We start from the raw sequence: 13,074 nt of genomic DNA, 5'->3' as shown, positions 1-13,074 counted from the left end.
TAATGTGGAGCGCATGGCTGTTCGTGCTCCGCTGGAACCCGGTGTGCAATCTCCGCGTCGTCAGGTGCCCTCGCGCATCGTGCGTCCCGAGTACGTGGACAAGCCCGCGCCGCAGAAGAGCACCGACCCGTGGGTGCAGACCCCGGAGATCATCGAGGCCATGCGGGTCGCGGGCAGGCTCGCCGCGCAGGCGTTGCAGGAGGCGGGCAAGGTCGTCGTTCCCGGCGTGACGACGGACGAGATCGACGCGGTGGCGCACGAGTTCCTGTGCGACAACGGCGCGTACCCGTCGACGCTCGGCTACCGGGGCTTCCCGAAGTCCTGCTGCACCTCGCTCAACGAGGTCATCTGCCACGGCATTCCGGACTCCACGGTCGTCGAGGACGGCGACATCGTGAACATCGACGTCACCGCGTTCATCGGTGGCGTGCACGGCGACACCAACGCCACCTTCCTCGCGGGCAACGTCTCCGAGGAGGCGAAGCTGCTGGTCGAGCGCACGCACGAGGCGACCATGCGCGCCATCAAGGCCGTCAAGCCCGGCCGCGAGATCAACGTCATCGGCCGCGTGATCGAGGCGTACGCGAACCGCTTCGGCTACGGCGTCGTGCGCGACTTCACCGGCCACGGCATCGGGCGCGCGTTCCACAGCGGTCTCGTGGTCCTGCACTACGACGAGCCGTCGATGAAGACCGTGCTCGAGCCCGGCATGACGTTCACGATCGAGCCGATGATCACGCTCGGCGACTACGAGGGCGACATGTGGGACGACGGCTGGACCGTCACCACGAAGGACAAGAGCTGGACCGCTCAGTTCGAGCACACGATCGTCGTCACCGAGACCGGCTCGGAGATCCTCACAGTCTGCTGACCACTGCCTTGAGCGCGGCCGCGACCGTCGAGGGCGACGTGGCGGCCGCCAGGTGGTGCGACTCGACGCGCTCGACCGGCCAGCCCAGCGCCTCCGCCTGCGCCGCCGCCTCCTCGTAGGCGGACGACAGCAGCACGTACCCGCACGCTCCGGACCACTCGACGACCGGGCGCTGCTCCTTCAGGAACTCCCACGGCACCTCGGGTGCCTCGTCGCGCATCTCCTCGCGCAGACCGGCCGGCACGAGCCGCAGCGGGTCCTCGGGGAACCACCGGTCCCAGCGCGGCAGCCTGCCGTCGCGGACCGACGCCTTCACCTGGCGGACCAGGGCGGGGTCCACTGTCTCGCGCCACGCCCTGCCCGGCGTCGGCAGGTCCGAGTCGAGGAACACCAGGCCCGCCACGTCCAGTTCGAGGGCGTCGGCGAAAGCCGGCAGCAACGGTCCCGCGCCGCTGTGGCCGACCAGGACCAGTGGTCCCGCGACGCCCGAGTCGTCCAGGGCGTCGGCGAACGCGCCGATCAGCCGCTGGTGGACAGGGGCCTCGTTCACGGTCATCTGCAGGTCGACCAGCAGGACGGCCACCCCGTCGGAGGCCAGTTCGTCGGCGAGCGGGCGCATGCTCGACGGGCCGAGGAACGGGCTGTGCATGAGCACGACGGTGACCATGGTGGTGATGATGGCAGCATTGGCGTCCATGCGGGGCTCGATGTTGATCTGCGGGACGACCTCCGACGCCGGGAAGAGCGTCCTGGTCGCGGGTTTGTGCCGCTTCCTGGCACGCCAGGGCGTCGACGTCGTGCCGTTCAAGGCTCAGAACATGTCGAACAACTCGTTCGTCACGCTCGACGGCGGTGAGATCGGGCGCGCGCAGGCGTTGCAGGCGCGGGCGGCGTTCAAGGAGCCCAGCGTGCGGTTCAACCCCGTGCTGCTCAAGCCCGGAAGTGATCGCACGTCCCAGGTCGTCGTGCTCGGCCAGGCGGTCGGCGAGGTCTCGGCGCTGAGCTACCGCGAACGCAAGCAGCAACTGCTCGACACCGTTCTGTCCACTTTGGATGGACTCCGTCAAGACCACGAGGTCGTCATCTGCGAGGGCGCCGGTTCGCCCGCCGAGATCAACCTGCGCGCCAACGACATCGCGAACATGGGCCTGGCCACCAGGGCGAACCTGCCGGTGCTCGTCATCGGCGACATCGACCGCGGCGGTGTGTTCGCCCACCTCTTCGGCACGGTCGCGGTGCTCGACGCGGCCGACCAGGCATTGGTCTCGGGCTTCGTCATCAACAAGTTCCGCGGTGACGAGCGTCTGCTCGAACCGGGTCTGCGGCAGCTCAAGGCACTCACCGGACGGCCGGTGCTCGGTGTGCTGCCGTGGCGGGAGGAGCTCTGGCTCGACGCCGAGGACTCCTTGTCCTACAACGCGGACGGCGTGATCGGCAGGCCGCAGCCGCCACGGAAAGACTGGCTGCGGGTCGCCGTCATCCGGCTGCCGCGCATCTCCAACGCGACCGACGCCGAGGCGCTGGCGTGCGAACCCGGCGTGTCCGTGCGGTTCGTGACCGAGCCGTCACGGCTGGCCGACGCGGACGTCGTCGTGCTGCCCGGCTCCAAGGCCACCGTCTCCGACCTCGCCTGGTTGCGCGAAACCGGTCTGGCACGGGCGATCGAGCGTTTCGACGGCCCTGTTCTCGGCATCTGCGGCGGGTTCCAGATGCTCTCCAAGCGCATCGAGGACGACGTGGAGTCCGGGCGCGGCACGGTCGACGGTCTGGGCCTGCTCGACGTCGACATCCGCTTCCAGCCCCGGAAAACCCTCGCCACACCGGTGAGCACGGCGTGGGGCGAACCCGTCACCGGCTACGAGATCCACCACGGCCAGGTCGTGCGCAGCACCGAGAACCCGCTCATCGGCGACGAGGGCGCCCAGACCGATCGGATCCTCGGCACGCACTGGCACGGCCTGTTGGAGAACGACGCGTTCCGCCGCAAGTTCCTGTGCTGGGCCGCCGAACGCGCCGGCCGGGACTTCGAACCGGGCGAGGTGAGCTTCCAGGCCGCCCGCGAGGCCCAGCTGGACCTGCTGGGCGACCTGGTCGCCGATCACCTCGACACGAAGGCCGTCATCGACCTGCTGGAACGAGGAGCTCCCGCGGGGCTTCCGTTCGTACCGCCCGGCGCCCCACCAGTTGCGGAATAGCGAGCCCTGCCAGCACGAGGCCACCGGCCGCGGCCTGCAGCCAGCTCAGGGCCTCCCCGAGGAACACCCACGCCGAGAACATCCCGAACACCGGCACCAGCAACGAGAACGGCGCCACGACGGACGACTCGTACTGGCGCAGCAGGAACCCCCACACGGCGAACCCGAGCAGCGTCGAGATCCACGAGACGTACCCGACCGCGCCGATCCCGGCCCAGTCGAGGCGGCCGAGCGCGCTCATGTCCTCGGTGAGCGCCGACAGCGCGAACAGCGGCAGCACCGCGACCGCGCTCACCCACACCATGAACCGCAACGTGTCCGCGGGCCGCGCGTACCGCATCAGCACGTTCGACACGCCCCAGCAGGCCGCCGCGGCGATCAGCAGCACGAACCCGAGCAACGGCGACGAGAGCCCGTAGTCCCACGCGATCACCCCGATGCCCGCGACGGCCAGCGCGATCCCGGTGATCTGCACGGACTTCGGCCGTTCGCGCAGCACGACCGCCGCGAACAGCGTCGTGAAGATCACCTGGCTCTGCAGCACCAGCGATCCCAGTCCGGCCGGCATGCCCGCCTTCAGGCCGATGAACAGGAAGCTGAACTTCGCCACGCCCAGCACGAGCCCGACCGAGATGACCCACTTCCACGCGACGGACGGCCGTCCGACGAAGAAGATCGCGGGCACGGCCGCCGCGAGGAATCGCAGAGCGGAGAACAGGATCGGCGGGAACTCGTCCAGGCCCACCTTCAACACGACGAAGTTGAAGCCCCAGATGGCGGCGACCAGCACAGCGAGCAAGACGTGGCGGGGACTCATGCACTCAAGCTTGCGCGTGCTAACTGTTTAGCACCAGTTCCGTTTCCTACGTCGTTAGGTTTAGCATCGCTACATGCTCGATCTGGGAAGGCTGAAGGCGCTGCACGCCATCGCCGTGCACGGCACGGTCGGCGCCGCGGCGGACGTGCTCGGCTACACGCCCTCCGCGGTCTCGCAGCAGATCGCCAAGCTCGAACGCGAAACCCGCACCACGCTGCTGGAACGCAACGGCAGGGGCGTCCGCCTCACCGACGCCGCCCGCCTGCTCGCCGACACCGCGGGCCAGGTCCTCAAGCTGGTCGAGGAGGCCGAGGTCGCGCTGGAGGAACAGCGCGGCGCCGCGATCGGCCGCCTGTGCATCGGCTCGTTCGCCACCGCCGCGCGCGGTCTGCTGCCCGACGTCCTCGTGGGACTGGGTGAGCAGCACCCGGCCCTCGACGTGCGGCTCACGGAGATCGACCCGCCGCACGCCACCGAGGCCGTCGCACGCGGCGAGCTCGACCTGGCGATCGTGCACGACTGGGCGAACACGCCACTTCCCGTGCCGCAGTCGCTGTCCCGCAGCTACATCGGTGACGACGTCGCCGAGGTGATGGTCCCGGTCACGAACCCGTTGTCGGACAGGGAGTTCCTCGAACCCGCCGACCTCGCCGGTGAGCGGTGGATCTGCCAGACGGAGGGGTCGATCTGCTTCGACTGGCTGGAGCGGACGTTCCACGGCGCGGGCATCGAACCCGTTGTGGCGTACCGGATCAGCGAGTACCGGACGCAGATGGCGTTGCTGGCCAAGGGGATCGGGGTGGCCCTGATCCCGCGCCTGGGCAGGGGAGAGGTGCCGGGCAACGTCCACGCCATCCCGTTGCGGCCCACGCCCACGCGGCGGTTGTACGCGGTGTGGCGAACGCAGGCCTCGCGCCGCCCGGCGATCAAGGCCGCGTTGGAGGTGATCGAGCAGGTCGCCGTCTAAGGGGCGACGACCACGTGCGCCTTGCCGGGCGCCATGGCCGTCAGCAGCGCCTTGGCCTCGCTGACCACGGCCTTGAGGTCCTTCGCCGCGGTCTGGAAGTAGGGCTCGATCGTGAGCGTCGCGGTGTCCTTGGTCTCCACGACGTTCCACGTGCCGTGCAGGTACCCGTCCACGAGGAACGTCGGGGGGAACACGCCGTTGCGCACCGCGCCCCACCGCGACCGCGCGTCCTCGTTCATGATCCGCGACCGGTCCGCGTGGCCCAGCAGCACGTTGTCGAACGAGGGCAGCAGCCGCGCGGGCGCCGGGGTGTCCTCCGGCACGAGCACGCCGTCCGGCACGTCGAACAGCACCTTGCCGTCGGAGTTCCGGTACTGGACGAGATCCATGCGCGCCGCGTGCGCCTTCAGCCCGGTCATCCGCGACCAGGCCTGCACGTCCGCGATCGTCGACGGCCCGAACGCCCGCAGGTACCGCGTGATCAGCTCCGGCACGGCGGCCTCGGACGGCAGATCGCGGCCGAGCCACGTGGCCATCGCGACGTTCTGCGGAACTCCTCCCACGCCCCAGATCCCGCGCGGCGGCACCTGGACCATCGGCACCAGCATCTGCGCCTGCGTCGACAGCTCGCGGGCCGTCGGCCCGGGGAAGTGCTCCTGCAGGTGCGCGCCGATCTCCGCGACCGTGCGCGGTTCTGAGTGGACGAACTCGCGCGTGATCCGAGCCAGCTTCTCGAAGTCGGTCTCGACGCGGGTGGCCGGCGGCACGACGTTCTTCGCCCACTTGTCGAGCTCCGGCTGCAACGCCGTGCGCATCAGGTACACGTCGTCGGCCGAGATCAGGTGCAACGTGCCGCGCCACAACGTCATGCGCACCAGCGAGCGATCGATGATCAGCTCGCTCAGCGCGCCGAAGTCGAACGAGCGCAGCCGTGTCCACAGCGCGAGGTACGGCGGCACCGGCGCCTGGGCCTGGAGGCCGCCGAGGTGCTCGACGGCCGCGACGATCGGCATGTCCGTGCGCTCCAGCAGCATCTGCCGCGCGAGGAGCGTCCGGTTGAGAGTGCGGTTCGAAAGAGTGTTCACAGTGACCCGAAGAACTTCCTGATGTCCTGGACCAGCAGGTCCGGTTCCTCCATCGCGGCGAAGTGACCGCCGCGGTCGAACTCGCTCCAGTGCACGATCGTCGGGATCATCTTGTCCGCCAGCGACCGCACCGGCGTGCCGACGTCGTGCGGGAACACCGCCACGCCCGTCGGCACCGTCGTCGGCTGCTGCTGACCCCACGACGCGGACTGCTCCTTGTACAGCTGAGCCGAGGAGCCCGCGGTGCCGGTGAACCAGTACACGGACACGTTGGTCAGCATCTGGTCGCGGTCCACCGCGTCCTCGGGCACGTCCGCGCAGTCGGTCCAGTCGTGGAACTTCTCCACGATCCACGCGAGCTGCCCGACGGGTGAGTCGGTCAGCCCGTAGGCGAGCGTGCGCGGCCGGGTGCGCTGGACGTGCATGTAGCCGGAGAGCTCCTTCTGGTAGTGGTCGAGCGTCTCCAACGCCTTGAGCTCGTCGGCGGTCAGGTCGTTGACGCCCTGCGGCCGGAAGGTCAGCAGCATGTTCACGTGCACGCCGACCACGTGCTCGGGGAAGACCCTGCCGATCTCCTGCGCGATGCCGGAGCCCCAGTCGCCGCCCTGCGCGCCGTAGCGGTCGTAGCCCAGGCCCTCCATGAGCTTCGCGAAGGCCCACGCGACGCGCAGCACGTTCCAGCCGGTCCTGCGCACCGGCCCGGAGAAGCCGAAGCCGGGGATCGACGGGATGACCAGGTGGAAGTCCTCGGACAGCGGCTCGATCACGTTCAGGAACTCGACGAACGAGCCGGGCCAGCCGTGGATCAGCAGCAGCGGGAGCGCGTCCGGGTTCTTCGACCGCACGTGCAGGAAGTGGATGCGCTGCCCGCCGATCTCCGTCGTGAACTGCGGGTAGGAGTTGATCCGAGCTTCCTGCGCACGCCAGTCGAACCCGTCGGCCCAGTACTCGGCGAGCGGCCTCAGGTACGTCAGCGGGATGCCGTAGGACCAGCCGACGTCCGGCAGGTCCTCGTCCGGCCAGCGCGTCCTGGCCAGGCGCGAGCGGAGGTCGTCGACCTCGGCCTGCGGGACCTCGATGCGGAACGGCGTGATCTCCATGGCCCCCACGCTATGAGCTCTTGCGGACAGCTTCCGTCCGCGATCAGCAGAACTTCTCGATCAACTCCTCGAAGAACCCGCCGGCCTCGATCGCCGCCTTCTCCTGGTCGCCGTCGCGGACCGCGTGCAGCAGCCCGGTGTGCGACACCTGGTCACGTCCCGGCTGGCTGGTGTCGACAGAAGCCGCCACCGAAGCTTTGACCGCCTCGGTCAAGCCCTGGTACAGCTCCGCCAGAAGCGTGTTGTGCGAGCACTGGACGAGCAGCACGTGGAACGCGGTGTCGTGCTCGATCACCTCGGTCCACTGCTCGGCCTCCATCGCCGCGTCGCGCTTGTGCAGCAGCTCAGTGAGACGTGCCAGCTCGGCGTCCGTGCGGTGCTTCGCGGCCAGGCGCGCGCCCTCCATCTCGAGGGTGCGGCGGACCTGAAGCACCTCCTTCAGCTCCGTTCCGCACATGCGGCGGACCGCGCCGGAGATCTCGCTGGTCGCGCGGACGAACGTGCCGTCGCCCTGCCGCACCTCCAGCAGGCCGGCGTGCGAAAGCGCGCGCACGGCCTCGCGGACCGTGTTCCTGCCCACCCCGAGCGCGGTGACCAGCTCGGGCTCGGGCGGGATGCGCTGCCCGACGGGCCATTCGCCGCTGGTGATCGCACCCCTCATCTGGTCGATCACCTGGTCGACGAGGCCTGCACGTCGGGTAGTGGCCAACGGCACAGCGTCATCCTTTCATCCGAACATCCCATGTCTGCGATAGTGGTGCCCGTGACGATTCAGCAGACGACTCTTTCCGCACAGACTGCCACCGATCCGGGTCGCAGGGTGTTGGTCGTCAAGAATCGTCACGTTCCGCTGGTCGGGTCCACGCTGCTCGCGATCGGGGTCGCCCTCGCGGCGGCGAATCTCCGCCCTGCGGTGACCAGTCTGGCCTCGGTGCTCGGCGATGTCCGCGCCGCCCTTGGGGTTTCGGCCGCTTGGACCAGCGCGTTGACGGCCGTTCCGGCGCTTTGCTTCGGCTTCGCGGCGTTCGCGGCGCCGTGGCTCGGCCGCCGCCTCGGCATGGCCCGCGCGATCGGACTTTCCCTGGGGGTGCTCACGCTCGGCCTGGTCCTGCGCGTGATCGACGGTCCGTGGGTCGTGCTGGGCGGCACTTTCATCGCGTGTGCGGGCATCGCGGTGTCCAACGTGCTCATCCCGGTGGTGGTGAAGGCCTCCTTCCCGGACAAGGTCGGCCTCATCACCGGTGTCTACACGGGAGCGCTCGCTGCGGGCGCCGCGGTTGCTGCTGCGCTGACTCCACGGCTGGAGGACTACCTCGGCTCGTGGCGCCTCGCTGTCGGTGCGTGGGCGTTGCTGTCGGCCGGTGCGGTGATCGTGTGGTTCGCCGGTGCGCGGCACGGTTCCTCGGCGTCCGTGGTGCGGTCGGCCGCGCCGGCGGAGAAGCGGTCGCTGGTGCGCAGCCCGCTGGCATGGGTGATCACGGTGTTCTTCGGCCTGCAGTCGCTGTTCGCCTACACCGTCATGGGCTGGCTGCCCGCGATGCTCGTCGACTCCGGCGTGGACCGGAACACCGCCGGCATGCTGCTCGCGGTGTCGATGCTGCTCGGTGTGCCGGTCAGCCTCTTCGTGCCGCCGATCGCGGCCAGGTTCTCCAGCCAGGCGCCGATGGTGCTGGCGCTCGGCGTGCTGTCGTTCGCGGGCATGCTCGGGATGCTGCTCGCGCCCGCGGTCGCTCCCGGCCTGTGGGTGGTGCTGATCGGGTTCGGCATGGGCATGTTCCCGCTGGCGCTGCTGATCATGTCGCTGCGCACCAAGTCCACTTCGGACACCGCACGTCTGTCCGCGATGGCGCAGAGCCTCGGCTACCTGATCGCGGCTTCTGGCCCGTTCGCGTTCGGTCTGTTGCGTGACGCCACCGGCTCGTGGTCGGTGTCGCTGGTGCTGCAGCTCGTGCTGCTGGCGGCGCTGACCGGCCTGGGCGTGGTCGCGGGACGTCCCCGCTACATCTAGTCAGGAATCGAGAAGCTTCGCGTTCTCGCTGGTCCTAGCGTTGTCGGCATGGACATCACCATTCACGCCACGTTCCTCCCGCACACCGACCCCGAGGCGTCGCTGGCCTTCTACCGCGACCTGCTCGGCTGGGAGGTCCGCGCCGACGTCGGCCAGGGCGCGATGCGCTGGATCACGGTCGCGCCCGCCGGTTCCGGTTCGTCCGTCGTGCTCGAACCGCCGGCCATGGCCGAGGGACTCACCGACGTGCAACGCACCGTGATCGCCGAAATGATCGAAGGCGGCTCGTACGGGTACATCCAGCTGTCGACGCCCGATCTCGAAGCCGTGTTCGACAAGCTGCAGGGCAGCGGCGCCGACGTCGTGCAGGAGCCGACCGATCAGCCGTGGGGTGCGCGGGACTGCGTGTTCCGCGACCCGGCCGGCAACAACGTCCGCATCATCCAGGCTTAGCGCCTGTATCGAACTAGAGCAACTCAGACATACCAGACATGGTTTTTTGGCGCGAAAAGCACGTTCGGGCCATCTATCGGCCCGAACGTGCTTTTCGCGCCAAACAGCAGGCGCTTGGTGGCGACTTCGATACAGGCACTAGTTCGAGGCGAAACCGCGGTGCAGCACCGTGAGCTGGTCGGCGAGGTAACGGGCCCACGCCTTCGCCCGGTCCCAGTCCGGTGCGGCACCGCCGAAGCTGACGGGCCCGATTGCGCCGAGCCTGCGCACCATGCGGGTGACGTCGTTGGGCACGGGCGGAGTGCCGCGGTGGAACAACCACATGGGCGTGTGTTTGAGGGAAACCTTGTGCCGCCGCACGAACCGGTGCGCGTCGCGCGTGGCGGCGTCACCCATGATCACGGCACCGAACCCGTGCAACGTGTCGGCCGCGGCGACCGAGAGCACCGTGACACTCAGCCCGCAGCCCGCGAGTTCGGTGCCGATGATCTCGGCGATCTCGTCGGTGGCGGCGATTCTCGAGGTGTACGCGACGAGGACTCTGTCAGTCATCGCTGCATCGTTGTTGGTGGTTCTGGTTTTCGGCAGCGTCAGAAGTCCCTGTCGTGCAAGGCCTTTCAGTCCAACGGCAGGTTCAGGAGCGCGTTTTCCACGAGCTCTGGCATAGCCGGATGGATCCAGTACTGCCCGCGCGCCATGGATTTCGCGTCCAGACCGAAGCTCATCGCCTGGATGATCGGCTGGATCACCGTCGACGCCTGCGGCCCGATGATGTGCGCGCCGAGCAGCTGCCCGGTCGCGGGGTCCGCGATCAGCTTCGCGAAACCGGTCGTGTCCTCCATCGCCCAGCCGTACGCGATGCTGGCGTAGGCCTGGCTCGCGGTGACGTACCGGATGCCCTTCTCCTTGGCCTGCTCCTCGGTGAGACCGACGCTCGCGATCTGCGGGCTGGAGAACACCGCGGCGGGCACGAACCGGTGGTCGCTCTTGATCGGGTCGTCGGGGTTCAGCAGGTTGTGCTGCACGACCTTGGCTTCGTGGTTCGCGACGTGCTTGAGCTGGTAGTCCGAGCTGATGTCGCCCAGCGCGAGGATGTGCGGCTGGCTGGTGCGCTGGTACTCGTCGACCTTGATCCGGCCGTCGTCGTGGGTCTCGATGCCGGCGTTGCGCACGTCGAGGAGGTCGGTGTTCGGCTTGCGGCCGGTCGCGATGAGGAGCTGGGCCGCCTCAACGGTTTCCGCGCCCTCGGGGCCTTCGAGGTGGAGCTTGACGCCCGTCGCGGTCTTCTCGGCGCGGGTGGTCTTGCGGTTGAGGCGGACGTCCCACTTCTGCTTCGCGACGTCGGTGAAGCGCTCGGCGATCTCCAGGTCCTCGTGGCGGAGGAGGAGGTTCGAGCGGGCGATCACGGTGACCTTCACGCCGAAGCTGCTGAAGACGTGGGCGAACTCGGAGGCGATGAAACCGCTGCCGACGATGATCAGGCTCTCGGGGAGCTCGTCGAGGCGCATGATCGTGTCGCTGGTGTGGTAGCCGGTGGTGTCCAGGTCCGCGATGTCGGGGATGGTGGGGCGGCTGCCTGCTGCTACGACGATCCGGTCCGCTGTGATGGTTTCGCCGGTGCCCGTGTTGATCGTGTGGGCGTCTTCGAACGTTGCTGTGCCCTCGTAGACGGTCACGTTGGGGTTTTCGTTGGCGCGCCAGTTGCGGCCGCCCTCGGCGATCGGGTCGATGCGGTTGAAGATTCGGTCCCGGATTTGTGGCCAGTGGACTGCGTCCAGCGTTGCGTCTACGCCTAGTTTTTTGGCGTTTTGCGGGGCCGCGGCCTGGTCGGCGGTGTGGACGAACATTTTGGTGGGGATGCAGCCCACGTTGAGGCAGGTGCCGCCGAAGGTGCCCTTTTCGAGGATGGCGATCTGCCAGCCTGCCATCGCGTCGTTCGGGATGGAGTTGCCGGAGCCGGTGCCGATGATGACCAGGTCGAAGTGCCTCACGTGTGGATCCAACCACCTTGTTGCTGGTGGTGTTCCCCGGTTGGGGTTACGCGGGGCTTACGGCGACCTTGGCCGGTCGGTGCCGAAGTGGATGAACGGCGCATTCGTCCACCTGAGGTGAACGAATGCGCCGTTCATCGCCAGCCTGTGGGCCTCGCGCAGAACACGACGACGGGCCTTGGGCGTCAGTGCTGGTAGGTGGGGGTGATGATGGCCCTGGCCAGGGTGTGGAAGGCCAGGTTGAAGCTCACGACTGCGGGAGAGGCGTTCTCGTCCACGTCGAGCTTCTCGACGTCCACTGCGTGGACCACGAAGTAGTAGCGGTGCGGGTGGTCGCCCTTCGGTGGGGCGGCTCCTCCGAAGGCTCGGGTGCTGTAGTCCGAGCGGACGTGGAAGGCGTCGCCTGGCAGGGTGGCGTCCGAGGCGCCTGCGCCGGTGTCCAGGGAGGTGGTGGTGGCTGGGATGTTCACGGCCACCCAGTGCCAGAAGCCTGAGGGGGTGGGGGCGTCCGGGTCGTAGCAGGTGACCACGAAGCTCCGGGTTTCGGCCGGGTGGCCGGACCAGGAGAGTTGGGGTGAGGTGTTGCCGCCCTCGAAGACCTGGGCTTCCGGGAGCTGCTTGCCGTCTTCTACGTCGGTGGACGTCACTGTGAACGTGCCCACCTTCGGGAGCAGCTGGTAGGGGTCGGGAGCGACTGGACGCTCAAGGCTCATCGGAACTCCTCCGTCTCGTGATCAGTTCGAGCCTATCCCCGTGCAACCATGAGTGCCTGCGCGACGTCTTTCGCGTGGAGGGGGATTCATCGATGTCCAGGTTGCGGCTTGTTGCTGCGTTTGCGTTGGTTGCCGGGATCGTGTCATGTGGACAGACGCCCGATGAGCAGCCCAGTGGCCCCGTTCTCACCACGGCGCCGCCTGCTACGTCTGCCACGCCTGAGAAGCCGAAGCGGATGTTCGAACCGGCCTATGCGTATGGAACGGTGCAGGCTCATGCTCCTGCGGTCGTGGACGGGATGGTGCCCGTCGTCACGCGCATTCCAACGGACAAGCCATATGTCTTCATCACGATCGACGACGGGGCTGTGCAGCATCCGAAGGCTCGTGAGCTGATGATCGAGGCCGGGGTGTGGCCTTCGGTGTTCCTCAACACGAAGTACGCGGAGGGGCACAAGGACTACTTCAAGGCCCTGCCGGTCACCGTGCACAGCCACACGTCCAACCACCCGAACCTGCTGGGCAAGCCGTACGAGTTCCAGAAGCAGGAGATCTGTGGCAACGCCGACTTCCTGGCTCAGGACTACGGCAAGCGGCCCACGTTGTTCCGGCCGCCGTTCGGCAACTACGACGCGACCACGCGCAAGGCTGCTGCCAGTTGCGGGTTCAAGGCGCTGGTCAACTGGACGGCCGCGGTCAACGACGGGCGAGTGCAGTTCCAGCAGGGGGACAAGCTCAAGCCCGGGGACATCGTGCTGATGCACTTCCGGACGACGTTCGTCGAGGACTTCACGGCGTTCTTGAACCGGGCCAAGCAAGATGGACTCACTCCAGTGCCACTGGAGGACTTTCTGGGGTAGTACGGCAACAGGGG

General features: G+C 68.2%; 14 protein-coding genes. 6 read left to right on the top strand and 8 right to left on the bottom strand.

Annotation, left to right across the window (positions count from 1 at the left end):
- Positions 1–13: 13 nt before the first annotated feature.
- Positions 14–871, top strand: a complete 858-nt coding sequence (map, locus tag ACFOWZ_RS18900) for a type I methionyl aminopeptidase (RefSeq protein WP_030468062.1) — start codon at positions 14–16, stop codon at positions 869–871.
- On the opposite strand, the gene ACFOWZ_RS18895 is transcribed toward map, so the two are convergent.
- Entirely contained in the window at positions 858–1,538 is a 681-nt protein-coding gene (locus ACFOWZ_RS18895; RefSeq protein WP_382374187.1) for a hypothetical protein, read from the bottom strand. The genes map and ACFOWZ_RS18895 overlap by 14 nt on opposite strands.
- Before the next feature lie 28 nt (positions 1,539–1,566).
- On the opposite strand from ACFOWZ_RS18895, the gene ACFOWZ_RS18890 reads away from it, so the two are divergent.
- Positions 1,567–3,066, top strand: coding sequence for a cobyric acid synthase (locus ACFOWZ_RS18890; protein ID WP_382375084.1), 1,500 nt, complete (start codon positions 1,567–1,569; stop codon positions 3,064–3,066).
- On the opposite strand, the gene ACFOWZ_RS18885 is transcribed toward ACFOWZ_RS18890, so the two are convergent.
- A complete protein-coding gene (locus ACFOWZ_RS18885; RefSeq protein ID WP_382374185.1) occupies positions 2,990–3,883 on the bottom strand; it encodes an EamA family transporter in 894 nt (297 codons plus the stop codon). The genes ACFOWZ_RS18890 and ACFOWZ_RS18885 overlap by 77 nt on opposite strands.
- A gap of 73 nt (positions 3,884–3,956) precedes the next feature.
- On the opposite strand from ACFOWZ_RS18885, the gene ACFOWZ_RS18880 reads away from it, so the two are divergent.
- Positions 3,957–4,850 carry a LysR family transcriptional regulator gene (locus ACFOWZ_RS18880; protein WP_382374183.1) on the top strand — a complete coding sequence of 298 codons (894 nt, stop codon included), beginning with the start codon at positions 3,957–3,959 and terminating at the stop codon, positions 4,848–4,850.
- Here the strand turns inward: ACFOWZ_RS18880 and ACFOWZ_RS18875 are convergent.
- Genes ACFOWZ_RS18875 through ACFOWZ_RS18865 form a run of 3 tightly spaced genes read right to left on the bottom strand, consistent with a single transcriptional unit; the run spans position 4,847 to position 7,750 of the window.
- Positions 4,847–5,935 carry a winged helix DNA-binding domain-containing protein gene (locus ACFOWZ_RS18875; RefSeq protein WP_382374181.1) on the bottom strand — a complete coding sequence of 363 codons (1,089 nt, stop codon included), beginning with the start codon at positions 5,933–5,935 and terminating at the stop codon, positions 4,847–4,849. The two genes, ACFOWZ_RS18880 and ACFOWZ_RS18875, sit on opposite strands and share 4 nt — an antisense overlap.
- Positions 5,932–7,035, bottom strand: a complete 1,104-nt coding sequence (locus tag ACFOWZ_RS18870) for an epoxide hydrolase family protein (protein ID WP_382374179.1) — start codon at positions 7,033–7,035, stop codon at positions 5,932–5,934. The genes ACFOWZ_RS18875 and ACFOWZ_RS18870 overlap by 4 nt, the downstream gene beginning before the upstream one ends.
- Positions 7,036–7,078: 43 nt before the next feature.
- Complete coding sequence (locus ACFOWZ_RS18865) at positions 7,079–7,750, bottom strand: FadR/GntR family transcriptional regulator (RefSeq protein WP_382374177.1); 672 nt, start codon at positions 7,748–7,750, stop codon at positions 7,079–7,081.
- 48 nt (positions 7,751–7,798) lie between these two features.
- Here ACFOWZ_RS18865 and ACFOWZ_RS18860 point away from each other — a divergent pair, with 48 nt between their 5' ends.
- Together ACFOWZ_RS18860 and ACFOWZ_RS18855 are read left to right on the top strand one after the other, a co-directional pair.
- Positions 7,799–9,043 carry a CynX/NimT family MFS transporter gene (locus ACFOWZ_RS18860; protein ID WP_382374175.1) on the top strand — a complete coding sequence of 415 codons (1,245 nt, stop codon included), beginning with the start codon at positions 7,799–7,801 and terminating at the stop codon, positions 9,041–9,043.
- A gap of 48 nt (positions 9,044–9,091) precedes the next feature.
- A complete protein-coding gene (locus ACFOWZ_RS18855; RefSeq protein ID WP_382374173.1) occupies positions 9,092–9,496 on the top strand; it encodes a VOC family protein in 405 nt (134 codons plus the stop codon).
- Between the two features lie 138 nt (positions 9,497–9,634).
- Here the strand turns inward: ACFOWZ_RS18855 and ACFOWZ_RS18850 are convergent, their stop codons facing one another.
- The 3 genes from ACFOWZ_RS18850 to ACFOWZ_RS18840 all read right to left on the bottom strand — a co-directional run bounded on the left by ACFOWZ_RS18850 (position 9,635) and on the right by ACFOWZ_RS18840 (position 12,200).
- Positions 9,635–10,048: a hypothetical protein gene (locus tag ACFOWZ_RS18850; RefSeq protein WP_382374171.1), complete on the bottom strand. Its 414-nt coding sequence runs from the start codon at positions 10,046–10,048 to the stop codon at positions 9,635–9,637.
- Positions 10,049–10,113: 65 nt separating this feature from the next.
- Positions 10,114–11,487 carry a mycothione reductase gene (locus tag ACFOWZ_RS18845; protein WP_382374169.1) on the bottom strand — a complete coding sequence of 458 codons (1,374 nt, stop codon included), beginning with the start codon at positions 11,485–11,487 and terminating at the stop codon, positions 10,114–10,116.
- A 185-nt stretch (positions 11,488–11,672) separates the two neighbouring features.
- Positions 11,673–12,200: a YbhB/YbcL family Raf kinase inhibitor-like protein gene (locus ACFOWZ_RS18840; protein WP_382374167.1), complete on the bottom strand. Its 528-nt coding sequence runs from the start codon at positions 12,198–12,200 to the stop codon at positions 11,673–11,675.
- Between the two features lie 299 nt (positions 12,201–12,499).
- Here ACFOWZ_RS18840 and ACFOWZ_RS18835 point away from each other — a divergent pair, with 299 nt between their 5' ends.
- A complete protein-coding gene (locus ACFOWZ_RS18835) occupies positions 12,500–13,060 on the top strand; it encodes a polysaccharide deacetylase family protein (protein WP_382375082.1) in 561 nt (186 codons plus the stop codon).
- Positions 13,061–13,074 lie beyond the last annotated feature (14 nt).

This window comes from Lentzea rhizosphaerae (assembly GCF_042649515.1).
In the GTDB taxonomy this organism is placed as follows: domain Bacteria; phylum Actinomycetota; class Actinomycetes; order Mycobacteriales; family Pseudonocardiaceae; genus Lentzea; species Lentzea aerocolonigenes.
Note: the sequence above shows the minus strand (reverse complement) of the source record. Positions and strands in the feature narration are given on the sequence as shown.

What these genes read in the sequence shown, in the direction of transcription:
- ACFOWZ_RS18870 (WP_382374179.1), bottom strand. Translation starts at nt 7,035, where the DNA reads ATGGAGATCACGCCGTTCCGCATCGAGGTCCCGCAGGCCGAGGTCGAC.
- ACFOWZ_RS18890 (WP_382375084.1), top strand. Translation starts at nt 1,567, where the DNA reads ATGCGGGGCTCGATGTTGATCTGCGGGACGACCTCCGACGCCGGGAAG.
- ACFOWZ_RS18880 (WP_382374183.1), top strand. Translation starts at nt 3,957, where the DNA reads ATGCTCGATCTGGGAAGGCTGAAGGCGCTGCACGCCATCGCCGTGCAC.
- ACFOWZ_RS18835 (WP_382375082.1), top strand. Translation starts at nt 12,500, where the DNA reads ATGGTGCCCGTCGTCACGCGCATTCCAACGGACAAGCCATATGTCTTC.
- map (WP_030468062.1), top strand. Translation starts at nt 14, where the DNA reads ATGGCTGTTCGTGCTCCGCTGGAACCCGGTGTGCAATCTCCGCGTCGT.
- ACFOWZ_RS18855 (WP_382374173.1), top strand. Translation starts at nt 9,092, where the DNA reads ATGGACATCACCATTCACGCCACGTTCCTCCCGCACACCGACCCCGAG.
- ACFOWZ_RS18840 (WP_382374167.1), bottom strand. Translation starts at nt 12,200, where the DNA reads ATGAGCCTTGAGCGTCCAGTCGCTCCCGACCCCTACCAGCTGCTCCCG.
- ACFOWZ_RS18895 (WP_382374187.1), bottom strand. Translation starts at nt 1,538, where the DNA reads ATGGTCACCGTCGTGCTCATGCACAGCCCGTTCCTCGGCCCGTCGAGC.
- ACFOWZ_RS18885 (WP_382374185.1), bottom strand. Translation starts at nt 3,883, where the DNA reads ATGAGTCCCCGCCACGTCTTGCTCGCTGTGCTGGTCGCCGCCATCTGG.
- ACFOWZ_RS18850 (WP_382374171.1), bottom strand. Translation starts at nt 10,048, where the DNA reads ATGACTGACAGAGTCCTCGTCGCGTACACCTCGAGAATCGCCGCCACC.